The organism is Proteiniclasticum sp., assembly GCF_003514505.1.
Classification (GTDB): domain Bacteria; phylum Bacillota; class Clostridia; order Clostridiales; family Clostridiaceae; genus Proteiniclasticum.
In genome coordinates this window covers 98983-121740 of record NZ_DOPX01000016.1, presented here as the reverse complement: position 1 = coordinate 121740, position 22758 = coordinate 98983, and the positions used below count along the sequence as shown (strand labels likewise).

Below are 22758 nucleotides of genomic sequence, written 5' to 3'. Positions count from 1 at the left end.
GAGCAGATGCTGCAAAAAGCACTCTACAGATGGTCGCCCATTCTATAGAGTGCTTTGCTTTTTTCTTCTTATGATTCCTTTTCGGAACTGTTTTTTCCTATTTTCAGTTTGTTTTCTTTCGGCAGCTGCACCTCAATCATGGTGCCGCCTTCTTTGCGACGTTCTGCCCTTATGGTGCCGCCATGGCAGTCTGTGATCCATTTTGCGATGGAAAGACCAAGGCCTGTGCCGCCATTGTTTCTGTTTCTCGCTTTATCCTCCCGGAAGAACCGGGTAAACACTTTATCAAGGTTCTCTTCCTTGATGCCCACGCCATTGTCCAGCACCCGAATGATGCCTTTGTCCTTGGAGGAGGTGATGGAAAGCTCAATGACCCCTTCATCCTTGGTGTATTTTAAAGCATTGTCCATGAGAATGATCAGAAGCTGATGAAGATTCTCATAGTTTCCTTCAATGATCACTTCTTCTTTGGGTGTATAAACAAACTTCTTGTTCTGAATGGCTGCAAACTCCCCATAAATAATGGCAATGTCATCGCCAAGCTTCCGAAGGTCAAACCTTTCCATTTTATCTAAAGTCGCTCCCGCGTCCGCACGGGTAAGGATCATAAGATTGGAAACCATTCTGGAGATTCTTCTGCTCTCCCGAAGAGCAGGCTCGATATACTCATACCGGTCAATGATCTTCTCTTCTGGATTCCGAAGAAGTCCCTCGAGTCTGCTTTGAATCACCGCAATGGGGGTTCTCAGCTCATGGGAAGCATCCTGAAGAAAAGCTCTCTCCTTCTCAATGGACTCTTTCATGGGCTTGATGGTCCTGTTGGCCAGCACATAGCTGATCATGATGGACGCAAAAATAATGAGAATACTTCCATTCACAAGGATGCTCTTTAAGCTGTTCAGAACCCTAATATCCGAATCGATGTTATAAAGCACCTGCACGTCCCGGACTTCTTCCCCCAGCATCAGCTGGAACCTGGTGGTCCTGTAGTGGCCCCCTTTATAGGCAACGGTTTTCACTTCATCCAGTGGAAATGCCTCAAACATCTTTAAAGACTCTTCATAAAACTCCGATACAGGAAATCTCATATCAAGCTTTCCATCTTCTTCTCGGACAATGGTGATAGTCTTAGGATTCAGCGGCAGTGCCACATGAAGGTCATTGTCATATACCCTTACAATTGCATTTTTAAAAAGCTGCAGGTCTGTATCCACCTTCTTCATCTGATTGTGGGACACAAACATAAAGATGCTCATGGAGAAAAGGCAGATGATCACAAAAAATATGGACGCATACGTCAGAAGAATCCTAAGCTTTTTCTTCTTCATCAGACTCTTCCTCCACAGAAAACATGTATCCTAAGCCCCGCACTGTCTTGATTGGTAAAGAATACCCATAGTTTTTCAGCGCTTTACGGAGATTAGACACATAAACTTCCACCACACTGACCATGGTGTCAGAATCAAAGCCCCAGATTCTGTCAAAGATCTGTTCTTTGGTGAGGATGGTGTCCTTATTGGAGATGAGATACTCCAGAAGATCATACTGCTTCCCTTGAAGGAAAATCTCCTTCTCTCTCAAAAATACTCTCTTGGTCTTCCTCTCTAAGGTGAGGTCCCGGTACTTGATGGTGGCAATATCCAGAAGCCTTCCGCTTCTTCTTAGGACCGCTTCCACTCTTGCCAGAAGCTCTTCTCTGAAAAATGGTTTCACAATGTAGTCATCGGCGCCCAGTTTCAGTCCTTTGATCTTGTCCTCCAGACCATCCTTGGCGGTAATCATGATCACCGGCGTGGAGATGCCTTGCTTTCTTAACGCTTCCAGCACCTCATAGCCATTCATTTCCGGCATCATGATGTCCAGAAGAATCAGATCATAGATATCTTTTTCCGCCTCATAGAGGCCTTCTTCGCCATCCTTGGCCAGGTCCACAGAGAAACTGTCCTTCAGATAGTCTTTGATGGATTCTGCCAAGAGCTTATCATCTTCAATGATGAGCATTTTCATTTTACTTTCACCTCTATATCCTTCCTGTCTCTAGAAAATGCAAAGATTTTCAGAAACCTCATGTTATAATGGATTATATCCTTTCATAATTAAACTTCTCTTAAAGGAGGCTCGCGCCATGGATTATCTCATAATACTGCTGGCTGTCATTGCTGTGGTGACGGTGCTTAAGATCGTAAAATCAGCATTTAAGTTTGTGCTCACCGCCATCATCATTCTTTTTGCACTGTACTATATGGACATGCAAGGATTCATCGATCTGGGTCCGTTCCTGGATGCTTTGGGCATCTAAGATATGAGAATCTAAAAGAGGACAGAACGCTTCACGCTTTCTCTCCTCTTTTTTCATCCCTATAATTTCTTCAGCACATCCTGTAAGGTTTTGGTTGCCTCATGAAGCTTCAGAAGATCATCTTCTGACATTTCCGAAAGCCTCTCTCCAAGCTTTTCTTTTGCTTTTTCGTGGAGCATATGGATGAACGCTTCTCCATCTTCTGTGATTTCCACCACCAGCTTTCTTCTGTCTTTCTGCGCTTCTTTCCGTATAATGAGCTTTTCTTCCAGCAGCCTGTCCACAATGGGCGTAAGGTTCGGTTTCGACACCTCCATGATCTTGGCCAGCTCGCTCATGGTTTTTTCTCCCATCTTTTTCAGGAAAAACAGCACCTTGATATGGCTGGGCGGAAGATCCGAGATCTTTGCCATGTTCTGAAAGTTCATGAGCTTGCTGTGCATCAGCATATTCACATGAAATATATATTCTCCTGTTTCACAGATGATCTCTTGCCTGTCCAACTGCCCATCTCCTTTTTTTCTTCTATACTCTATTATAAAGAAAAAATGTAAGACTTCAAGGTTTATTTATGAATTCATAATTATTATTGACTTATAACTTTCTCTAAAATATAATGAGTAAGATACAAAAAGAAGTAACAAATGAAAGCCAAAGGAGTGACCCGATTCATGCTGAAACTCATGCAGTTCCTTAAAAAATACAGCGTGCATATACTGATCATCATTGCACTCCTCTTTGCTCAGGCTTCTCTTGAGCTGTCGCTTCCGGACTATATGTCCAGAATCGTCAACGTGGGAATCCAGCAGGGAGGGATTGAAAAAACTTATCCTGAAGTCTTATCCGGAGAGCAAAGAGAGATTCTGACTCTTCTCATGTCTCCTGAAGATCTGACCTCTTTCAAGGAAGACTATGCACTCTATGATGGGGGAGATGCCTCATTAGAGAAGCTTTACCCCAATCTGGCCTCAGGCTCAGACTACGTGCTGGTAGAGGGAGAAACCTCCGAAGATAGCCTGTCCTACCTCACCCCTTACCTGGTCATGGCTTCCGGCCTCCAGGGAGAAACGGGAGAAAACAATCCCATTGCCGGGGATGCCTTCGCAAACCTTCCGGAAGGCATGACGCCGCTGGAAGCGCTGAAGATGATGCCAGAAGCCCAAAGGTCTGAGATCCTCGGTAAAATCACAAGCGCTCTGGATGCTCTGCCAAAAAGCATTCAGGACCAGACTGCAACACAGTTTGTCAAAGGAGAATACGAGACCCTTGGAAGAGACATCGGAAAGATCCAAACAAGCTACGTGATCACCGCTGGACTCCAAATGGTGGGTCTTGCGCTTCTAGCCATGGTGGTTGCTGTCCTGGTGGCTTATATTTCCAGTAAGGTTTCTGCCTACCTTGGCAGAGATCTGAGACTGTCTCTCTTTAAGAAAGTAGCTTCCTTCAGCAATGAGGAGTACAACGAATTTTCCACAGCCTCTCTCATCACAAGAAGCACCAACGACATCCAGCAGGTGCAGATATTCACCGTAATGCTTCTGAGAATGGTGTTCTTTGCTCCAATCCTTGGTATCGGCGGTATCATCAAAGCTCTAAGAACCAATCAGTCCATGGCCTGGGTCATCGCTGTTGGCGTTCTAGGCATTCTGATCCTTGTGGTCACCATGTTTACCGTAGCTCTGCCCAAGTTCAAATCCCTCCAGAAACTGGTGGATAAAGTGAATATGGTGGTCAGAGACTCCTTGGTGGGTCTCATGGTCATCCGTGCTTTTAACACAGAACGTCATGAAGAGAAAAAATTTGAGGAAGCCAATGAGAACCTCACCAAAACAAATCTCTTCATCTCCAGAATGATGTCTCTCATGCAGCCTCTCATGATGCTCATCATGAATGCCCTGGGTATTCTCATCGTCTGGGTAGGCTCTTATGAAGTGGACCTGGGCAATATGCAGGTGGGCGATATGATGGCGTATATCCAGTACACCATGCAGATTATGATGTCCTTCCTGATGCTTTCCATGGTCTCCATCATTCTGCCAAGAGCTTCCGTTTCTATGAACAGAATCGGAGAAGTTCTTGATAAAGATCTCAGCATCACAGACCCTCTCCAGCCCATGGCCATGGAAAAAGGTATGAAGGGAGAGATTGAATTTAGGAATGTCTCCTTCAAGTATCCAGGGGCAGAAGATTATGTGCTGGAAAATATCACCTTCTCTGCAAAACCTGGAGAGACCACCGCTTTCATCGGATCCACCGGTTCTGGAAAGTCCACGCTGGTGAATCTGATTCCAAGATTCTATGACGCCACCGAAGGAGAAATTCTTCTAAACGGAGTCAACATCAAAGATCTGATGCTGAAGGATCTGCGATCAAGAATCGCCTATGTGCCACAAAAGGGCATTCTGTTCTCCGGCACTGCGGAGTCCAACATCAAATACAGTGATGCCAATCTTTCTGATGAAGCCATGAAAAAGGCGGCAAGAATTGCCCAGGCGGAAGACTTCATCCTGGACAAAGAAGACGGCTATCAGTTTGGTATTGCCCAGGGAGGCGCCAATGTCTCCGGTGGCCAAAGACAAAGACTTTCCATCGCCAGAGCTCTGGCAACGGACGCGGAAGCCATCATCTTTGATGACAGTTTCTCGGCTCTGGACTATAAAACAGATTCAGCCCTGAGAGCTCAGCTGAAAAAAGAAGTGAACAACACGGTGCTCATCGTAGCTCAGAGAATCAGCACCATCAAAACCGCAGAAAAGATCATTGTACTGAACGAAGGAAAAATTGCCGGACAAGGCACCCATGAGGAGCTCATGAGAAGCTGCAGTGTCTATCAGGAAATTGCTTCCTCACAGATGACAAAGGAGGAGCTGGCATAATGCAAGATGAAAAAAGAAATACACAAATGAAAGCTCCCCGAGGACCTGGAGGTCCTGGCATGGGCCATGGAATGCCCATGGGAGATAAACCGAAAGACTTCAAGAAGACCTTTGGAAAGCTGAAAGACTTTCTGAGGCCCTACTTTTTACCTCTTATTTTAGTGGTATGGTTTGCCATCGGCAGCACCATCTTCGGCATCACCGGACCTAAAATTCTTGGAAATGTCACCACTAAGATCTTTGAAGGGCTTTTAAGCAAGATCACCGGAGGTCCCGGTATTGATTTTGAAGGCATCCAAAGAACACTGCTGCTCCTTTTGGGCGTCTATGTCATATCCAGCATACTGGGCTTTATCCAGAGCTATATTGTGGCTGGCGTTGCGCAGAAGGTCTCCTATAACTTAAGAAAATCCATCGAAGAGAAAATCAACCGGCTGCCTCTTAGTTATTTTGACAAGAACAGCCATGGAGATGTCCTCTCCCGCATGACCAATGATGTGGATACGGTGTCTCAGAGCCTGAATCAGTCTCTGTCCCAGATCATCACTTCCATCACCACCATCTTGGGTATCCTTGTGATGATGATTTCCATCTCTGTACCAATGACCCTCATCGCACTGCTCATTCTCCCCATCAGCATGGGACTCATGGTCACCATCATCAAGAGAAGCCAGCGCTTTTTCAAACAGCAGCAGGAGCTTCTTGGTAAAGCCAACGGATATGTGGAGGAAGCCTTTGGTGGACACATCATCCTGAAAGCCTTCAACCGGGAAGAAAAAGCGGTATCAGAGTTCACGGAGATCAACGAGGACCTGAAGGATTCCGCCTGGAAATCCCAGTTCTTCTCTGGACTCACTCAGCCGGTCATGATGTTTGTAGGTAACCTCGGATATGTGTTTGTTTCCATCTTAGGTGGGTACCTGGCCATCATCAAAGCCATTTCCGTCGGAGACATCTTAGCCTTTATCCAGTACATCCGACGTTTCACTCAGCCCATAGCTCAAGTGGCTCAGATTTCAAACGTTCTGCAGTCCACTGTGGCAGCATCAGAAAGAATCTTCGCCTTCCTGGAAGAAGAGGAAATTACAGAAGACGGCACTTTATCGCTCCGTCAGGAGGATGTGAAAGGTGAAGTCACCTTCCGCAATGTGCAGTTCGGATATAAAGAGAATGAACTCATCATCAAGAACTTCAGTCTTCATGTGGAGCCTGGCCAAAGGGTCGCCATCGTCGGCCCAACGGGTGCAGGTAAGACAACCCTCGTGAAGCTTCTGATGAGATACTATGAACTGAACAGCGGTTCCATCGAAGTGGACGGCACAGACATCAAAAACCTGAAAAGAAGGGATCTCAGAGACTCCATCGGTATGGTGCTTCAGGATACTTGGCTTTTCTCCGGCAGCATCATGGAAAATCTCCGCTACGGAAAACTGGATGCATCAGATGAAGAAGTCGTGAGAGCTTCCAAAGCTTCCTATGTGCATCACTTTGTAAAAACACTGCCCAACGGCTATGATATGGAGATTAATGAAGAAGCTACCAACATCAGCCAAGGCCAGAAACAGCTTCTGACCATTGCCAGAGTCTTCCTGAAAGACCCTGCCATTCTGATTCTCGATGAAGCCACAAGCTCTGTGGATACCAGAACAGAAGTACTCATTCAGGAAAGCATGGAAAAGCTCATGAAGGGCAGAACCAGCTTCATCATCGCCCACAGACTGTCCACCATCCGAAACGCAGATGTGATCCTCGTCATGAACGAAGGGGATATCGTGGAAACCGGAACCCATGAAGAGCTTCTTGCGAAGAAAGGCTTCTATGAGAAGCTCTATAATTCACAGTTTGAAGGCTGATAAGCTCCACTAAGAACCAAGATCACGATGAAAACCGTCCTTTTCCACTAAAGTGGGAGGACGGTTTTTTTATTGACAAATCCCATTCCATTGTTCAGTATGAAGATAGGATTAGATATAATTTTGTTATTATTTATCACAATAAGCAACTTATCCCCATACATTGCAACTCATCCAAGTTCCCTTGAAGCTCAATCTCTTTCAGGAATATACTGAGCACATAGAAAAACTTGGAGGTATCGATTATGTTTTATGTAATATGGATTCTGTTGCTTCTTTTGGAAACTGCTCTCTTTTATTTCAGCCTGAAACAGCAGAACAGACTGCTTCAGGAAAAGTGTATTGCCTACTCTGCTTTCACATTGGTTCTACTGCTTCTTTTTGGCGCAAAGATTCTCCCCTACAGCTTCCGATTTATCCCGCTGATGCTGTGGCTCACAGGAAGACTCCTTACAAATGGAGTCCTTCTCTTGAAAAAGAAGAAACGCCCTTTTAAGAAAGTAAAAGCCGGGATCCGCTACACCAGTGCAGTTTTCACACTTCTCCTTTCTCTGGTTCCGCTTCTTCTCTTCCCGCCTTTTGAACCCCTAGAGGCCAGTGGTTCCTATGAAGTGGAGACAAAGAAGTTCACTTATACAGACCAGAACCGGATGGATCCTTTCAGTGATGAGAAGTCGCCCCGCAAGGTCACCGTGGATTTTTACTACCCCAAAACGGAGAACGGGAAGTTCCCTCTCATTCTGTTTTCTCATGGTGCTTTCGGATTCAGCGGCAGCAACTTCTTCACCTTCCAGGAACTGGCTTCCCATGGATACGTTGTTGGAAGCATCAGCCACACCTCCCATGCTTTCTTTACACTGGATACCGTGAAGACCCTCACACTGGCTGATCCGGATTTTCTTCAGAAAGCCGTAGAGATCAATGGGCTGAAAGACACCAGCCGGGAAGAGGAGATCTTCCACATCACAAAGGAATGGATGAAGCTCCGAACAGAAGATACCCATTTTCTTCTGGATACCATCCTCGGTGAAACCAGAAGCATTACTCCAGGCCTTCCCTTCTCCCTCTTAAGCAGTGATGCCATCGGGCTCTTTGGTCATTCCCTGGGAGGAGCATCCTCCGCAGAGACAGCAAGAGAACGAAATGATGTGGATGCGGTGATCGTTCTGGACGGCACCATGCTGGGCGAAGAAGTGGACTTTATAGATGGACATGTGGTTCTTAATGATACCCCCTATCCAGTACCCCTTCTGAATGTATACGCAGAAGATCACTACGAAAGTGCCATGGAAACCCAAGGAGATGAATATGATAACTTCTATGCTTCTGCCCATGCCTTGGATGCCCGGGAGACGGTTTTCAGAGGTACAGGACATCTGAACTTCACAGACCTTCCCTTATTCTCCCCCATCCTTGCTGAAAAACTGGGGATTGGCCCCGCAGATGCAAGGTCTGCCATCGTCACCATGAATGAAATTGTGCTGGAATTTTTCAACAGCTATCTGAAAAATGAGGGTACGCCTCAGATTGAAAAGGAATATTTAGATGAAAGTACAAGTGCGGAAAATTAACGAGAAAGATCAGGAACAGCTTATCATTGAATGTGTGGAAGTCACAAAAGAGGTGGAAGAGATCAAATCCTTTGCCCTTTCAAAGGGGACCACACTCACAGGAACTCTTGAGGAAAGGATATTCACCTTTCCTCTCTCTGCTGTCTACTATTTTGAAGCGGTGGATGAACGGGTTTTCGCCTACACCAAAAACCACAGCTACGAGATGAAGGTGCGGCTCTATCAGATAGAAGAACTCTATAAAGAGTATCATTTCATCCGATGCGGAAAGTCCTTTGTCATCAATCTCCTGAAGCTTCAGAGCATCAGTCCGGCCCTCAATGGCCGTTTCACGGCGCACATGAAAAACGGGGAAAAGATCATGGTTTCCAGGCAATATGTGCCCTCTCTAAAAAAGGCCGTACTTGGAGGTGCGTTCTAATGGATTTTAAAACATTTATGATAAAACGAGTCATGATGAGTTTTTTCATCTCCGTGACTCTCATAACCTTCGCCATGGCCATCGTCGGACTGATCTTTGAGCCTCATATGACCTTTGGCTATGAAGCGTTTTTTTCTCCTCTTATTTTCGGAGCCATCGCTTCTTTTCCCATGATGGTCTTCTACAGTAACAAAGACCAGAGCATCAAAGAAGTCCTTCTGAGGTCACTTCTGCATTTTTTACTACTGGAGATTCTCATCCTCTCAAACCTGTATATTTTTGGAATCCTCACATCTCCATCCATGGCTTTATCTCTTGCACTCACCATTTTTATCATCAATCTGGCAGTACATCTGGTGTCCTATGTTCATGACAGACGAGTTGCTGAGGAATTCAACAGCGCTCTTAGGCTTCTTCAGGAAAAGATACAGGATACAGAACCTTAGATGGCTTAAAATAGAAAAAAGGAACAGCTTCATCCGATGCTGTTCCTTTTATGTTCTATGCAATTATTTTTCAGAGATTCTTAAAGGCTCGCTCCAAGCTTTTTCTCCACATTTTCTTCAATCTGATCTTTTCTCTCCTCACGGTACTGCAGTTCATCCCGATGGAGATTCTTCATTTCGGCGATGAGAACCACTGCGGTCACTGCGGTGGCAATGAAGTCCGCAATAGGCACTGCAGTCCAGATCCCCATGAGTCCAAAGAAATTCGGCAGAATGAGAATCAGTGGAATGAGCAGAATCACCTGTCTTAACATGGACAGGATGAAGGACTTCTGAGCCTTTCCTATGGCCTGGAAGAAGTTCGCACTGATGATCTGTGTTCCAATTACTGGCATCATGAGCATGAATCTTTTAATGCCTTCCACACCCATGGTCCTGATTTCAGGATCCTTGGAGATGAAGTTGATGAATACTTCAGGCATAATCTGTACAAACAAAAATCCAACGACACAAACTGCTGTTGCAGAAATCAGTCCCACATTCAGGGCTTCCCGGACTCTTCTGAAATTCTTTGCCCCGTAATTGAAACCAATGATGGGCTGAAGACCCTGATTCATACCAAAGATCGGCATAAAGAAAAGGGTCACCACAGAGTTGATGGCTGCGTAGGCACCAATGGCCAGAGAACCACCATAAGTGGAAAGACTCTGATTCATGAGAATTCCCACAACGCTTCCTGCCACCTGCATGGCAAAAGGTGAAGCTCCGATGGACATGATCTTCAGTACCAGTGAATTTGAATAACGGATGTACTCTTTCTTCAGTTTCAGTATGCTCTTCCCAGTGACAAAATAGGACATGGTCCAGACAAAGCTCGCAAACTGGGCAATGATGGTGGCCCAAGCAGCACCTGATACACCCATGTTGAATCCGTAAATGAGAATTGGGTCCAGTACCGTATTGGTGATGGCCCCCACCAGCATGGTATACATGGCAATCTTCGCATTTCCTTCTGCACGGATGATGTTGTTGAGTCCAAAGGCGATGGTATTGAAGATGTTTCCGTATAAGATGATCCTTAGATAATCCTTGGCGTATACTCGTATGGTATCATCTGCACCATAAAGATTGACAATCTGCTCCAAAAAGATCAGGCCAAAAACTGTAATGGCAACGCCAGCCGCCGCCAGCATAAAAAATCCTGCTCCGAAAATTCTCTCTGCGTCGTCTTTCTTGTTCTGTCCCAGCTTAATAGAAATATTCGCTCCGGAACCAATACCAAAGAGCATACCAAATCCCATGATGATAAAGGTGATGGGCAGTACTACCCCAATACCGCTGATGGCAAGTCCACCAACCAAAGGAATATTACCAATAAAAATTCTGTCCACAATGTTGTACAGGGACTGGACAATCATCCCTAAAATAGCTGGAATTGAAAACCTCAAGAACAGCTTGAAGATTTTCTCCTCTCTCATCAGCTTTGCACGATCTCCCATAATTTGAATCCTCCTCGGCCTTACGGCAAACTGCAACGCTAAAATATGTCTCACAGTTTTATTTTTTTTATTTAATCATTGTACCTTATTAGGCATAACCATTATGATATTACTTTTATCCGGTTCTGTACAGTCATTTTTTCATAGAAAGAGATACAGATTTGAAAAATCTGTACTGCTTCCAAACAAAAGGAAAAGACACACAGTCCTCACTGTGCATCTTAAGCCTTTTCTTCTATGATCTGTCTGAATGAGCGAGTCTACTGGCAGCTGCCGCAGCTAAAGCTGCAACAATATCATCCAGGAAGGTGTTCACATGGATGCCATGTTTTTCCTCATCCAGTTTTTTGATGATCCCGATTTTTTCTTTATCCAAATAACCAAAGTTTGTCAGTCCAATGCTTCCATAGACATTGACGATGGAAAGAGGCAGGATTTCATCTATTCCATAAAGCCCTTCATCACTTTCCACGATCTCCTGCAAAGGTTCCGGCAGAAGCTTTTTCTCTGCGATCTCATCGATGGCGATGCCCGTCAGTACCGCATGAATGATTTCACGCTTCCGAAGAACCGCTTTGAGATTTTCCACACACATTTCTTTGGTGAGGCCCTCATAGTATTTCTCCTGAAGAATCATGACGATATCTGCGATATCTTCTAACGTAACGCCACGTCTTTCCAGAGTCTTAATGGTCATCTCATGGAGCTCCTCCATGTTGTATTTATAAGCCATGGCACTCTCCTTCTTACTTCTTTACAGAGTCTCTTTCCACTAAGTAGTACTGAAGTACATACTGGTTGTCTTCCAGAGGCTTATTGTTTACAGCTTTGATGAGCATTCTCATACCTACAGAACCCATATCATACATTGGCTGTGCAATGGTGGTAAGCTTTGGATAGAATACAGCCGCCATGTTTACGTCATTGAATCCCATGACATCCACATCTTCAGGACAACTTAAACCCTTGTCTCTTAATGCGTTGATGGCTCCCATGGCCGCTTCGTCAGAAGCGCAGAACACCGCATCAATTTCATGGTTTTCCAAAATCACATTGATTCCGTTGTATCCATCTGCAGGTTTCAGATCCCCAAAGTACACAAGGCCTGGGTCCACTTCCATGCCGCTGTCCTTGAGCGCTTTCTCATATCCGTTATAACGCTTGGATACCGCGTTGTTTCTGTCTTTCTTGAGTCCGATATAAGCAACTTTCTTATTGCCTTTATCGATGAGATACTTGGTAGCATCATAGGCCGCCTTCTTGTTGTCGATGGTGACGCTTGGCAGCTTTCCACCTGAAATCTTGGTTTCCACAAGAACGGTCTTCAGCTCCAGCTCATCGATAAGATCCAGAATCTCCCCTTCCAGGGAAGAACTCATATAAAGCATCCCGTCTACCATTTTTTCCTTCAGCACACGGATGTACTCTTTTTCTTTTTCAAGATCAGAATCCGAGTTGCAAAGAATGATGTTGTAATCATAAATATTCGCAACGTCTTCTGCCCCTCTGACGACTTCTGGATAGAACTGGTTAGATACATCCGGAACGAGAATTCCGATGGTCTTTGTCTTTTGTGTCTTTAAGCTTCTTGCCACGATATTCGGTCTGTAGCTCAGCTTTTTAATGGCGTCCTGCACCTTTTTCTTTGTATCCTCATTGACTACATCCACATTGTTTAACACTCGAGATACGGTGGCGATGGAGACGCCCGCTTCTCTTGCAACATCCTTAATTGAAGCTGCCATTTTACCCACTCCTCATCTATTCATTTTCATTGATTTACATTTCACTTTCAGATTCACTTTGCGAATTTACCGGTTTCGTAAACCTTTCCAATTCTATTGTAATATAGATTTCATGAAATAATTTTGAATTTTTCATGAAAATGTAAACCGATACCAGTTTTACATTTAATGATACTATCATATCACCTTCCACTCCATCATGTAAAGGTTTCATGAAAATTATTTACATTCTTTACTGTATTTTCACTGTACAAAAAACCAGCTGCCTGTTAAGCAGCTGGTTTCCTTGAAAATCCTTAGATTACTTCACAACTTCTACTGCAATCTGAAGCGCTTCTCCATTGATGTTGAACTCCTCATAGGCATGCTCTTCACCATAGTGGAGCTCTTCTGTCAAAGTCTCCTTCTTCAGATGGTCTTCAAACTTCTTCATGATGCTTTCCAGTCTTTCATTCCCGGCAACATACAGTCTGATTTTATCTGCCACTTCAAAGCCTGTTTCTTTTCTGAGATTCTGAACCTTGGAGATGATTTCTCTCACATCCCCTTCTTCCTTCAGTTCAGGTGTCACATTGGTGTCCAAAATAACACCCAGTTCACCCTGACCTGCAAAGGCATAACCAGGCAGACCCTGCATGGTCACCAGTAGATTCTCGGCATTGAGGATGATTTCTTCCCCATCTATGTCCACAGGGACTTCCTGACCACCATTAATCTTGGATGCCAGATCCATCTGGTTCATGGCACCGATGGCCGCTCTGATCTTTGGAATCATCTTGCCGTAAGTCTTTCCAAGAACTGGAAGATTTGGCTTGATCTCGAAATTCACGTACTGGGACAAATCTGCACCTAGTACAACTTCCTTAATGTTCAGCTCTTCCTTGATGATGTCTCCATAGTACTCTGGAAGCTCCTTTTCAGAAATCAGCATCTGGGACAGCGGCTGACGGTTCTTCATATTGGAGGTGTTTCTTGCACTTCTTCCTAAAGCCACCAGACTGTAGGCAAGTCCCATCTCTTTCTCAAGATTCTCATTGATGAGACTTTCGTCTGCTTCAGGGAATCTGGTGAAGTGGATGGACTCTTCTGCTGTACTGTCCAGATTCACCACCAGGTTCTGGTACATGCTTTCAGCAAGGTATGGGATAAATGGCGCTGCCGTCTTCACTAGAGTCACCAGCACATGGTACAGGGTGGTGTAGGCACTGATCTTGTCCTCTGACAGTTCATCAGACCAGAATCTTGCTCTGTTTCTTCTGACATACCAGTTGGACAGGCTGTCTGTGAACTCTTCAATGGACAGCGCCGCCTGGGTGATTCTGTAGCCATCCAGGTCTTCCGTCACTTTCTTCACGAGAGAGTTCAGCTTGGAGAGGATCCATTTGTCCATGACATTGTCTGATACATGGTTCTTGTACTCCAGCGGGTTGAACTGATCCAGATCCGCATACAGTACATAGAAGGAGTAGACGTTATAAAGGGTCAGCAGGAACTTTCTCTGGCTTTCTGCCACATCATCTTCTGAGAATCTTGTGGGCAGCCATGGCATGGATGCTGTGTAGAAATGCCATCTGGTGGCATCTGCTCCCTGCTCGTTGATGACCTTCATCGGATCTACCACATTGCCCTTATGCTTGGACATCTTGATGCCCTTCTTGTCCAGAACGTGGCCCATAACAATGACATTCTCAAAAGGACTTCTGTCAAAGATGGCTGTGGAAATGGCCAGAAGAGTATAGAACCAGCCTCTGGTCTGATCCACTGCTTCAGAGATGAACTGTGCAGGGAAGTTCTCCTCAAACATTTCCTTGTTTTCAAAGGGATAGTGCCACTGGGCAAAAGGCATGGAACCTGAATCGAACCAGGCATCAATGACCTCGTGAGTTCTCTTCATGTCTCCGCCGCACTTTTCGCAGCTCAGGTGCACTTCATCGATGTATGGCTTATGAAGCTCGATGTTTTCCGGTACATGCTTGCCCTTTTTCTTCAGCTCTTCAATGGAACCGATGCATTCCTTATGGCCGCACTCGCATTCCCAGATTGGCAGCGGGGTTCCCCAGTATCTGTCTCTTGAAATGCCCCAGTCGATGACGTTCTCCAGGAACTTGCCCATTCTACCGGTTCTTACATTATCTGGATACCAGTTGACGCTGTTGGAGTTTTCCAGAAGTTTGTCTCTTAAGGAGCTCATTCTCACAAACCAGCTGTCTTTTGGATAGTAAAGAAGTGGTGTGTCACATCTCCAGCAGTGTGGGTAGGAGTGAGTGTACTTCTCTGTATGGAACAGCTTGTTTTCTTGTTCCAGCCAGTCCAGGATGGCTTTGTCTGCCTTTCGGACATCCATGCCCTTGAAAGGCTCCACTTCATCCACAAACTTTCCTTCTTCATTGACTAAATGGATGAATGGGATGTTGTTCTTCATACCCACCATATAGTCGTCTTCACCATAGGCTGGTGCGGTATGCACCACACCGGTACCGTCAGATAGGGTGACAAAGTCCCCGTGGATCACAAAGAACGCTCTCTTCTCAGGTGTATGGAAGGGCATCAGCTGCTCGTAATCGGTGTTTACCAGCTCTTCGCCCAGGAACTCTCGGACAATCTCATACTCTTTTCCTTCCAGAACTTTTTCGCAAAGCTCCTTGGCCAGAATGAGGATCTCCTCTCCCACTTTCGCTTCCACATACGTAAAGCTCTTATTTACAGCCAGAGCCGCATTGGATGGCAGTGTCCATGGGGTTGTGGTCCAAGCCAGAATGTACTTGTTTTCTGTGCCCTTCACTTTGAACTTTGCAATGGCGGTAGAGTCTTTGACGTCCTTATACCCCTGTGCAACTTCATGGGAAGAAAGACCCGTTCCGCATCTTGGGCAGTACGGCATAACCTTGAAGCCCTTATAGAGAAGATCCTTCTCCCACATGGTCTTCAGTGCCCACCACTCGGATTCGATATAATCATTTTTATAGGTGATGTAAGGATCTTCCATGTCTACCCAGAAACCGATCTTCTCAGACATTTCCTTCCACATGCTGGTGTACTTGAATACACTTTCCTTACATTCATTGATGAAGTTTTCTACGCCATACTCTTCAATGCCTTCTTTTCCATTGATGCCCAGCTTCTTTTCGATTTCAAGCTCTACAGGAAGACCATGGGTGTCCCATCCGGCCTTTCTTAAAACCTTGTACCCTTTCATCACTTTGTATCGTGGAATAAGATCCTTGATGACTCTTGTGAGCACGTGTCCTACGTGTGGTTTTCCATTGGCCGTTGGAGGGCCATCAAAGAAAGTGAACACTTCCCCATCCTGATTCAGTTTGTAGTTTTTTTCTACGATGTCTTTCTCATGCCACAGTTCACGGATCTCATCTTCCATGGAAACAAAAGATTTTCCCGCTTCTACTTTTTTGTACATGCTCTCAACAACTCCTTCTTTCCCTAATAAATAAAAAAGACCTGCCCAAATAGGGCGAGGTCTCGCTATACCACCTAAATATAAATCTTCGGATACAGGAAGAACATCTTCTTCTTTTATATCCTATTTCCGTAACGTGAAATCACGTATCTTCTTACTTTAAGGTTCAGAAGATCCGCTCCCAGGTGATTTTCTCATCTCTCCGCTTAAGGTTTTGCACCATCCAACCTCTCTCTGCAAGCGGCAATAAAGAAGATACTCTTCCTGATCACAGCGTTTGACCACATAATTATAGTATATGCCTTATACCTTGTCAAACAACTTATTTGACTGTTTAGCCCACCATCTGCCAGAACTTAGGATGGATTTTTACGTCCGAGATACGCTTTCATGGAAACTACATTTTTGTTCTCCAGCTTTTTCTTTGGATGATGGTCAAAGGAATACCCTAAATAGCTCCATCGGGCCACTTTATTCACATAATCCATGAATCTCTTACGGATGTCTTTGATGCTCTCCTTCTGACTCAGGGTGATACCGCTGAAGAACTCCTCCACAATGACCTCCGGATGAGGATGCTTTCTTGCCAGGTCCATGGTGAAGTTCAGGAACATCAGAAGGATCACCTCTTCCGGCACCTGATAGAAAAGGTCCTCTGTAAGCTCTTCTGAAACCTCGGCTTCTTCCATGGATAGATAAAGATCCATGAATTCCTCCTCATTTTCTACAAAGTCCGGATCTCCTGCCTGAAGGAGTTCTTCTCTCGTGAGGGGGCGATAGCCGTAGAGCTTTTCTTTCATTGAAATCTCGGTTAAGTCATAAAAGTCCTGATAATCCGCAGCTAGAATATACTCTGTATCACCGATGTCCACAGACTCATACAGCCCATCCAGGGTCAGTTTGTAGGACAGCACCCGATTGAAGAACGTGAAATCCATATTGCCGTGATTGGTATGAACCAGCTCAAAAAGCTTCTCTAGTGGCAAAGCGCCATAGTAATACAGTGCACCTTCCACCATACGGGCTGCTTCATCCAGATACCCCGCAAAGCTTCTTCTTTCCGGTTCCAGATAGGATTCAAATACAGAAAGGAACTCTTCACTGACAAATACATCCGCAAGCTCGCTATCCTCATCAAATTTTGAAGTCACGATGCAAAGATCCAGGAGTCTGTCCACTGCATCCATGAGTTCATGGTTTTCTTCATTCATATCCACAGTGATCATGCCGTTTGCTTTCTTTATTGTGTTTAGTAGAGCAAGGTCTTCCTGGGAAAGCATATAGAATGCTTCTGTAGGGTAGGCTTTCTGAGCTTTCTCGAGCTTCTCCACCAGGACTTCTCTAGGATCTTCCTCACTGAAGTCCTCATCAAAATGGTCCAGTGCAATGACAAGGTCCTCCATTTCACAGTGTAACAAAAGTTCTCTTATGGTCTTATATCTAAAATTCATCTGTTTCTCCTTTGACTTATACTGACTCCTTCATTATAAGGAATCTGTCTTCTTCTATTCATTATAACGGATAGATGTGAAAAGGGAGAGAAGATTCTTGTGAAATGGCAAAAAGAAAACCGCCAGGGAGGATTTCCTCTCCAGCGGTGCTTCACTATCTGATTTCTACCGTGATCCGATCTGTCTCTTCGGGAAGCTCCAGAAAAAGAGCCAACAGCGCTTCTCCATAAGATCCCAGATTTTCCAGGATGCAGTCCTTATGAAGAATAATAATGTCCGTATCTTTTCCAAGGGTGGTCAGAAGATCCCACAAAGCATCCAAGTTCTTTCCGTAATAATCCGGGAAATCAAACTTCCGTTTGAGATATGCGTGGGTCACTTCTTTTGAGATCATTCTTTTTCCGTTCAAATGCACTTTTTTCATGGTACTGCCCCTTCCGCATCATAGAGCTGAGTAAAGGACTCATAATGGTCTCCCGTATAATAAATGAGTCCATCGCTGGAATAAACAATCCTCTTCTCATTCCGGTATCCGCCAGCATAGTCGATGTCACACTCATACCACTTTCTGCCGCTGGCACTGGGAAGAAGCCCTTCCCGGTTCCCGAACCGGTCTCCTCCGATGCTCATCTTTTCTGTCACTTCCCAAAGATTCCCTTCACTGGCTTCCCAGCCAAGATCTTCCGCTTCCCTTTTTGTCAGGTAATTTCCTGGAAGCTTCCCGAAGGTATATAGATAAAGGGCCACCTCTTCTTTGCTGGTATAGAATCCCTCTTCTGTAATTTCCTTCACACTGGTTTCCGGGTGTTCTTCCTCCTCCGGCGACTCCACACCTTCAGACTCACCAGGGTTTTCTTCAGATACCCCCGGTGTATTTACCGCTTCCTCCACCACAGCATCGAGGATGCTGCATCCTGCAAAAAATGTAGACAGCAGAAGGACCAGCAAGAAGGAAAGACTTTTTTTACGGATTCTCTTCATTACTCCCAGTCTCCTTCCTTGTAGCCATCAAGGAGCCCTTTAATTTTCAGGCCGCATCGTCTTCCTCTGCATTCTCCTGTCATGGCTCCTGTCGCTTCACTGACTTTCATCACCGTATCTGCCCCTTGTCTTATGGCATCCTTTATTTTCCTTCTGGGAATGGCTCTGCAGATACAGACCTTGGTGATGTTGTCCATGATTTGTTCCTGTTTTTGATCGTCCATCAATATTCACCTGATTTCGTCTTTTTCTCTATTATAACTTTTTCTGGCAGCTACTACTACCTCTGAAATTATTCATAGGATTGTCATCCTGGCTTCATTGAGTTTCTTTCAGAATAATGTCATAATAAAACTAAGTTTTCCAAACATCGGAGGTGTTTTCAAATGGAAGATAAAATTCTTGTCGTCACCCACAGCATTCTGGACCAGGGTATGCTCCCAGTTGAGAAGAGATTTGGTATGGGACCATTGCCTGTGGTAAAAGATCTGATGGATTTATCTATGAATCTTGTGGCTTTGCCTAATGTGGAAAAGCAGTATGCGCTGTTCCAGAAAGATCAGACCGATCGGAATACAGTTGTGGAAGAAGACTATGAGAAATACATCAAAAGAAGCCTTGCCCCCCTGGTCAATGAGGTTATGGAAAGGGTTAAAAATGGAAGCACCTTTCTTGGCGTGCTTTCTTATCAAGGAGATGATACCCAGCGGGTGGAGCCGGAGACTTCCCCCATCATGATTGAACTGTTCCGGCTTTTTGACAGAAACTGCATGCTGACTCCTTATTTCGAGATCAGCGACAAAATCTCACAGGAAGAGATGGAACTTGTCATCTCAGACATTGTCCTCTCTCTCGGGATCTGACTATGAGACACCTTGTGGTGAAAAATCATATTGTCAATGAAGCCAACCTCATTGAAGTCAAGAAAGATGACCGGGTTCTCCGCCTGGAAGAATACATTGGAAATCCTGTTTGGAAAAACTGGGTCTACTGCCTGTCCCATGACACGCTAGCAGAAGGCTGGATTCCAAGAGCATATCTGAAAGACATTGGAGATGAGTCCATACTTCTGGAAGATTACTGTTCCAAAGAACTTACCGTCACCGTAGGGGATGTGGTGGAGCTTGTGAAATTCATCAACAGCTGGGCTTATTGCATTCATGAAAAAAGCGGCAATACCGGCTGGCTGCCCCTGGAGAGTCTTGAACCGATATTTATGTAAAAATGTAGGATACCTGAAAAATCAGGTATCCTTTTTTAGAATCGTTTATAGGTTTTTTGAAGATAGAACTCTTCGCTGACACTTACCAGTTTCTCTCCCTGAAAAGTAAGCTTCACAATATAAGGCATAAAATCGATGATCCTGAAGAAATCCTCCACCTGGAAGGCTGGATTGTAGTGATTGAGAATCATACTTAACGCCGTGCCATGGGTGCCCACAACAACAGTTTTCCCTGCTTCTTTTTGGAGAATCTCAGTTAAAGCTTCCAGGTTTCTTTTCTGAACCATGGTGAGGGACTCTCCCTCTTCTTCATGGAAATGGAAATCTTCCCAGCGCTTCCTGATCATCTCTTTATTATTCTCACTCTTTCCGTTTTCCCGCTCTCTCAGTCCGAAGTGCTCCTCTATTCCTATGCCTTTCTCCTCTGCGCTGCCCCGGATGGTGTCTTTACTCCGAAGATACGGGCTGGAATAGTAGACGTGCACTTCTTTCTCTTTGAAAAAATCTGTGACTTTCTTAGCATCTTCGTGACCTTCTAGGGTCAGGGGTCTTGTCCGGTCTTCTTTATGACCATGCACAGGCTCTGCATGCCTGACAAAATAAACCGTTGTGACTCTGTCTTCTCTATTTTCCAAACTTTTCAGCTCCTTCAAAATATCAGTCTCTCTCTCAATCCAACGGAAATGAAGGTCTTCTCCTTTTTGAAGCACTTTTTCATTGCCTGAAATGGCCTCCTCCAGGGATACCCAAACGGGAGTGAACTGAAGATCCAGCTCATACCCTTCCAGTGCTTGGACGCCTTGCTCTCCGGATATGCTGCAAAGATAATAATAAGATTCCATCTCAAAGGTGGTATCTTCCAAAAATTCATCTTTCTTCCGTTCCAGTACTTTCCCCAGATACGTTCCTACTTGTGAGAGGCAGAATCCAGTCTCTTCCATCACTTCTCGTCGAAGTGCCTCTGTATCTTCTTCCTCTTTCTTGACTCCACCTCCTGGAAACTTATAGTCTCCATTTTTCGTCTGAAGCATCAGAAGCTTCCCATTTTTCATGATCACCGCACGTACCGCTTTTCTATAGGTTTTTTGTCTATAAAGCGGCAGGTTTTGAGGTTCGTAGAGACGTTGAAAAAACATAGGCTCCTCCTTAACATGATTCCATACTACACAACATTCTCACTGAGACGGATGACACCATTTTTATATTCGGGCACCACTTCCAGAAGGTCTTTCTGGAAGCAGTAGGCAAGATCCTCTTCCAACTGAAGATTCTCGAGCACTTTATAATGCTTCGCCTCTTTCACATAACTGATTAGGTCCGGATGACTTTCATAGATGAAAAGTGAGGTCCTGGCAATATCTGTCAGCTCATAGGGCTTCTCCTTCAGCATCTCATGGATCAGCGCTCCTGTGGTGATGAAATCGTCCATACTGAACTGTCCGTTGGTTCCGGAGTTCACCACGATGATGTCCGTGTCCTCCCTTACAGCTTCCTTTGCCACAGCTGTAGCATTCAGAAGAGCTCCGATGAGCACTCTTTTGGCCGCACTGCTTCTGGTGATGGCCAGAGTCCCATTGGTGGTGGTCAGAATCACATTCTTATCATGGATGGCCGTATGGGTATATTCCAGAGGGGAGTTAGACAGATCAAACCCTTCAATCTTCTGGGCCTTTCTTTCACCGCCCAGAACCACCTGCTCCAGTTTTTTCTTTGTGAGAAGAGCCTCCTCCACAGACTGGACAGGAACCACGCTTTTTGCACCATTTTTCAGCGCCGTGATGATCACAGAGGTGGCTCTCAAGACATCCACCACCACTACAGCAGTACCTTTCACCTGTTCTGGGCTGACTTCTTTTCCCGTCAGAATCACATCAATCTTCATTCTTTTCTCCTGTTCCAAGCATTTCCGCTTCTTTTGTTTCTTTTTTTCTATAGTTTTTCCCCTGATAGAGATCATGGTCCACAAAGTACTGGTCAATGGCATTGAGCACTTCCCATTTCTTCAAGGACCACAGAGGTCCAATGAGAAGATCTCTGGGCGCATCTCCAGTGGTCCTGTGAATCACCACAGACTCCGGAAGCATGGCAATGGACTCCGCCACCAGGGATACGTACTCTTCCATGGAGAGAAACGTAAGCTTTCCCCGTTCATAAAGGTGCACCATGGGGGTATCCTTCATGAGATGAAGAAGATGGAACTTCACCCCTTGGATATCCTTTGCAGCCAGATAGCGCACCGTTTCTTTCATATCTTCGAGGCTCTCACCAGGGAGGCCAAAAATCACGTGGACCACCACATCTATGCCACTACTTCTCAGCTTCGACAGAGCCTCCTCAAACACCGGCAGATCATACCCTCGGTTGATTTTTCTGCCCGTCTCATCCGATACCGTCTGAAGCCCCAGTTCCACAAAGGTATAGACTTCATCCCGGAATTCCTCCAGCACTTCCAGCACAGGTTCTCCCAGACAGTCTGGTCTTGTGGCAATGGAAAGCGCCACCACCCCTTCCTTGCTGATGGCTTCCCGGTATTTCTCCCGAAGCACTTCCGGCTCTGCATAGGTATTGGTATAAGCCTGAAAATAGGCGATATACTTTCCGCTGTGCCATTTTTTCTCCATCATGCAGCGGATATCCTCAAACTGCCTTGTGATGCTGAAATTTCTGTCCCCGGCAAAATCACCGGACCCCCGCTCGCTGCAGAAAATGCACCCTGTGCCATGGATGGTTCCATCCCGGTTTGGGCAGGAGAATCCTGCATCCAGACTGATTTTATATACTTTATCCTGAAACTTCTCCCTTAAGAAGGCGTTCAGGCTGTGATATCTTTTGTTTTCCCAAGTTTTCATTCTGCACCATGTCTTTCTTCTTTCTATCTGAAACAAACATCTACTTAAAATTATACATCCTTTTGAGCTAAAAAAAAGAAAAACAGCACCTTCTGGCATAGAGCCCGGTACTGTTCACAATTCTAGCTAG

At 45.2% G+C, this 22758-nt stretch carries 22 protein-coding genes and 1 other annotated feature; of the genes, 8 read left to right on the top strand and 14 right to left on the bottom strand.

Annotated features, from left to right (window positions below; genetic code table 11):
* Positions 1–68: 68 nt before the first annotated feature.
* On the bottom strand, positions 69–1328 hold the full coding sequence (locus DEF30_RS05135; protein WP_294097143.1) for a HAMP domain-containing sensor histidine kinase: 1260 nt from the start codon (positions 1326–1328) through the stop codon (positions 69–71).
* Positions 1309–2007, bottom strand: coding sequence for a response regulator transcription factor (locus DEF30_RS05130; RefSeq protein WP_294097141.1), 699 nt, complete (start codon positions 2005–2007; stop codon positions 1309–1311). The genes DEF30_RS05135 and DEF30_RS05130 overlap by 20 nt, the downstream gene beginning before the upstream one ends.
* Positions 2008–2125: 118 nt before the next feature.
* On the opposite strand from DEF30_RS05130, the gene DEF30_RS05125 reads away from it, so the two are divergent.
* Positions 2126–2299: a hypothetical protein gene (locus DEF30_RS05125; protein WP_294097140.1), complete on the top strand. Its 174-nt coding sequence runs from the start codon at positions 2126–2128 to the stop codon at positions 2297–2299.
* 59 nt (positions 2300–2358) lie between these two features.
* Here DEF30_RS05125 and DEF30_RS05120 read toward each other — a convergent pair whose 3' ends face one another.
* Positions 2359–2802: a MarR family transcriptional regulator gene (locus tag DEF30_RS05120; RefSeq protein ID WP_294097138.1), complete on the bottom strand. Its 444-nt coding sequence runs from the start codon at positions 2800–2802 to the stop codon at positions 2359–2361.
* 168 nt (positions 2803–2970) lie between these two features.
* Here DEF30_RS05120 and DEF30_RS05115 point away from each other — a divergent pair, with 168 nt between their 5' ends.
* From DEF30_RS05115 to DEF30_RS05095, 5 genes are all read left to right on the top strand, one after another.
* Positions 2971–5175 carry an ABC transporter ATP-binding protein gene (locus tag DEF30_RS05115; protein WP_294097353.1) on the top strand — a complete coding sequence of 735 codons (2205 nt, stop codon included), beginning with the start codon at positions 2971–2973 and terminating at the stop codon, positions 5173–5175.
* A gap of 26 nt (positions 5176–5201) precedes the next feature.
* Positions 5202–7028 (top strand): ABC transporter ATP-binding protein, encoded by a 1827-nt coding sequence (locus DEF30_RS05110; RefSeq protein ID WP_366409435.1) that lies wholly within the window; start codon positions 5202–5204, stop codon positions 7026–7028.
* Positions 7029–7273: 245 nt separating this feature from the next.
* Complete coding sequence (locus DEF30_RS05105) at positions 7274–8599, top strand: hypothetical protein (RefSeq protein ID WP_294097136.1); 1326 nt, start codon at positions 7274–7276, stop codon at positions 8597–8599.
* Entirely contained in the window at positions 8574–9020 is a 447-nt protein-coding gene (locus DEF30_RS05100; protein ID WP_294097134.1) for a LytTR family DNA-binding domain-containing protein, read from the top strand. The genes DEF30_RS05105 and DEF30_RS05100 overlap by 26 nt, the downstream gene beginning before the upstream one ends.
* Positions 9020–9466, top strand: coding sequence for a hypothetical protein (locus DEF30_RS05095; RefSeq protein ID WP_294097132.1), 447 nt, complete (start codon positions 9020–9022; stop codon positions 9464–9466). Before DEF30_RS05100 ends, DEF30_RS05095 begins: the two co-directional genes overlap by 1 nt.
* An 80-nt stretch (positions 9467–9546) precedes the next feature.
* Here DEF30_RS05095 and DEF30_RS05090 read toward each other — a convergent pair whose 3' ends face one another.
* The 8 genes from DEF30_RS05090 to DEF30_RS05055 all read right to left on the bottom strand — a co-directional run bounded on the left by DEF30_RS05090 (position 9547) and on the right by DEF30_RS05055 (position 18781).
* On the bottom strand, positions 9547–10965 hold the full coding sequence (locus DEF30_RS05090; RefSeq protein WP_294097130.1) for an MATE family efflux transporter: 1419 nt from the start codon (positions 10963–10965) through the stop codon (positions 9547–9549).
* Between the two features lie 235 nt (positions 10966–11200).
* Positions 11201–11698, bottom strand: a complete 498-nt coding sequence (locus DEF30_RS05085) for a phosphatidylglycerophosphatase A (protein ID WP_294097128.1) — start codon at positions 11696–11698, stop codon at positions 11201–11203.
* Positions 11699–11711: 13 nt separating this feature from the next.
* A complete protein-coding gene (locus DEF30_RS05080) occupies positions 11712–12710 on the bottom strand; it encodes a LacI family DNA-binding transcriptional regulator (RefSeq protein WP_031575047.1) in 999 nt (332 codons plus the stop codon).
* 301 nt (positions 12711–13011) lie between these two features.
* Positions 13012–16125: an isoleucine--tRNA ligase gene (gene ileS, locus DEF30_RS05075; RefSeq protein ID WP_294097124.1), complete on the bottom strand. Its 3114-nt coding sequence runs from the start codon at positions 16123–16125 to the stop codon at positions 13012–13014.
* 47 nt (positions 16126–16172) lie between these two features.
* Positions 16173–16406 (bottom strand) — a binding site (T-box leader).
* Positions 16407–16481: 75 nt separating this feature from the next.
* Positions 16482–17576, bottom strand: coding sequence for a hypothetical protein (locus DEF30_RS05070; RefSeq protein ID WP_294097120.1), 1095 nt, complete (start codon positions 17574–17576; stop codon positions 16482–16484).
* 154 nt (positions 17577–17730) lie between these two features.
* Entirely contained in the window at positions 17731–18000 is a 270-nt protein-coding gene (locus DEF30_RS05065; protein ID WP_294097118.1) for a barstar family protein, read from the bottom strand.
* Positions 17997–18557, bottom strand: coding sequence for a ribonuclease domain-containing protein (locus tag DEF30_RS05060; protein WP_294097116.1), 561 nt, complete (start codon positions 18555–18557; stop codon positions 17997–17999). The genes DEF30_RS05065 and DEF30_RS05060 overlap by 4 nt, the downstream gene beginning before the upstream one ends.
* Positions 18557–18781: a bacterioferritin-associated ferredoxin gene (locus DEF30_RS05055; RefSeq protein ID WP_294097114.1), complete on the bottom strand. Its 225-nt coding sequence runs from the start codon at positions 18779–18781 to the stop codon at positions 18557–18559. The genes DEF30_RS05060 and DEF30_RS05055 overlap by 1 nt, the downstream gene beginning before the upstream one ends.
* Positions 18782–18943: 162 nt before the next feature.
* On the opposite strand from DEF30_RS05055, the gene DEF30_RS05050 reads away from it, so the two are divergent.
* Positions 18944–19420: a hypothetical protein gene (locus DEF30_RS05050; RefSeq protein ID WP_294097112.1), complete on the top strand. Its 477-nt coding sequence runs from the start codon at positions 18944–18946 to the stop codon at positions 19418–19420.
* 14 nt (positions 19421–19434) lie between these two features.
* Positions 19435–19779 (top strand): hypothetical protein, encoded by a 345-nt coding sequence (locus DEF30_RS05045; protein WP_294097110.1) that lies wholly within the window; start codon positions 19435–19437, stop codon positions 19777–19779.
* Positions 19780–19814: 35 nt separating this feature from the next.
* Here the strand turns inward: DEF30_RS05045 and DEF30_RS05040 are convergent, their stop codons facing one another.
* The 3 genes from DEF30_RS05040 to DEF30_RS05030 are packed head-to-tail and all read right to left on the bottom strand — an operon-like array spanning position 19815 to position 22628.
* Complete coding sequence (locus tag DEF30_RS05040) at positions 19815–20915, bottom strand: histidine phosphatase family protein (RefSeq protein ID WP_294097108.1); 1101 nt, start codon at positions 20913–20915, stop codon at positions 19815–19817.
* Positions 20916–20941: 26 nt separating this feature from the next.
* Complete coding sequence (locus tag DEF30_RS05035; RefSeq protein ID WP_074911632.1) at positions 20942–21661, bottom strand: 2-phosphosulfolactate phosphatase; 720 nt, start codon at positions 21659–21661, stop codon at positions 20942–20944.
* Positions 21651–22628, bottom strand: a complete 978-nt coding sequence (locus DEF30_RS05030; RefSeq protein WP_074911754.1) for a TIGR01212 family radical SAM protein — start codon at positions 22626–22628, stop codon at positions 21651–21653. Before DEF30_RS05030 ends, DEF30_RS05035 begins: the two co-directional genes overlap by 11 nt.
* Between the last annotated feature and the right edge of the window lie 130 nt (positions 22629–22758).

What these genes read in the sequence shown, in the direction of transcription:
- DEF30_RS05040 (WP_294097108.1), bottom strand. Translation starts at nt 20,915, where the DNA reads ATGTTTTTTCAACGTCTCTACGAACCTCAAAACCTGCCGCTTTATAGA.
- DEF30_RS05125 (WP_294097140.1), top strand. Translation starts at nt 2,126, where the DNA reads ATGGATTATCTCATAATACTGCTGGCTGTCATTGCTGTGGTGACGGTG.
- DEF30_RS05115 (WP_294097353.1), top strand. Translation starts at nt 2,971, where the DNA reads ATGCTGAAACTCATGCAGTTCCTTAAAAAATACAGCGTGCATATACTG.
- ileS (WP_294097124.1), bottom strand. Translation starts at nt 16,125, where the DNA reads ATGTACAAAAAAGTAGAAGCGGGAAAATCTTTTGTTTCCATGGAAGAT.
- DEF30_RS05035 (WP_074911632.1), bottom strand. Translation starts at nt 21,661, where the DNA reads ATGAAGATTGATGTGATTCTGACGGGAAAAGAAGTCAGCCCAGAACAG.
- DEF30_RS05030 (WP_074911754.1), bottom strand. Translation starts at nt 22,628, where the DNA reads ATGAAAACTTGGGAAAACAAAAGATATCACAGCCTGAACGCCTTCTTA.
- DEF30_RS05090 (WP_294097130.1), bottom strand. Translation starts at nt 10,965, where the DNA reads ATGGGAGATCGTGCAAAGCTGATGAGAGAGGAGAAAATCTTCAAGCTG.
- DEF30_RS05050 (WP_294097112.1), top strand. Translation starts at nt 18,944, where the DNA reads ATGGAAGATAAAATTCTTGTCGTCACCCACAGCATTCTGGACCAGGGT.
- DEF30_RS05085 (WP_294097128.1), bottom strand. Translation starts at nt 11,698, where the DNA reads ATGGCTTATAAATACAACATGGAGGAGCTCCATGAGATGACCATTAAG.
- DEF30_RS05055 (WP_294097114.1), bottom strand. Translation starts at nt 18,781, where the DNA reads ATGGACGATCAAAAACAGGAACAAATCATGGACAACATCACCAAGGTC.
- DEF30_RS05135 (WP_294097143.1), bottom strand. Translation starts at nt 1,328, where the DNA reads ATGAAGAAGAAAAAGCTTAGGATTCTTCTGACGTATGCGTCCATATTT.
- DEF30_RS05100 (WP_294097134.1), top strand. Translation starts at nt 8,574, where the DNA reads ATGAAAGTACAAGTGCGGAAAATTAACGAGAAAGATCAGGAACAGCTT.
- DEF30_RS05065 (WP_294097118.1), bottom strand. Translation starts at nt 18,000, where the DNA reads ATGAAAAAAGTGCATTTGAACGGAAAAAGAATGATCTCAAAAGAAGTG.
- DEF30_RS05070 (WP_294097120.1), bottom strand. Translation starts at nt 17,576, where the DNA reads ATGAATTTTAGATATAAGACCATAAGAGAACTTTTGTTACACTGTGAA.
- DEF30_RS05105 (WP_294097136.1), top strand. Translation starts at nt 7,274, where the DNA reads ATGTTTTATGTAATATGGATTCTGTTGCTTCTTTTGGAAACTGCTCTC.
- DEF30_RS05080 (WP_031575047.1), bottom strand. Translation starts at nt 12,710, where the DNA reads ATGGCAGCTTCAATTAAGGATGTTGCAAGAGAAGCGGGCGTCTCCATC.
- DEF30_RS05130 (WP_294097141.1), bottom strand. Translation starts at nt 2,007, where the DNA reads ATGAAAATGCTCATCATTGAAGATGATAAGCTCTTGGCAGAATCCATC.
- DEF30_RS05110 (WP_366409435.1), top strand. Translation starts at nt 5,202, where the DNA reads ATGAAAGCTCCCCGAGGACCTGGAGGTCCTGGCATGGGCCATGGAATG.
- DEF30_RS05060 (WP_294097116.1), bottom strand. Translation starts at nt 18,557, where the DNA reads ATGAAGAGAATCCGTAAAAAAAGTCTTTCCTTCTTGCTGGTCCTTCTG.
- DEF30_RS05095 (WP_294097132.1), top strand. Translation starts at nt 9,020, where the DNA reads ATGGATTTTAAAACATTTATGATAAAACGAGTCATGATGAGTTTTTTC.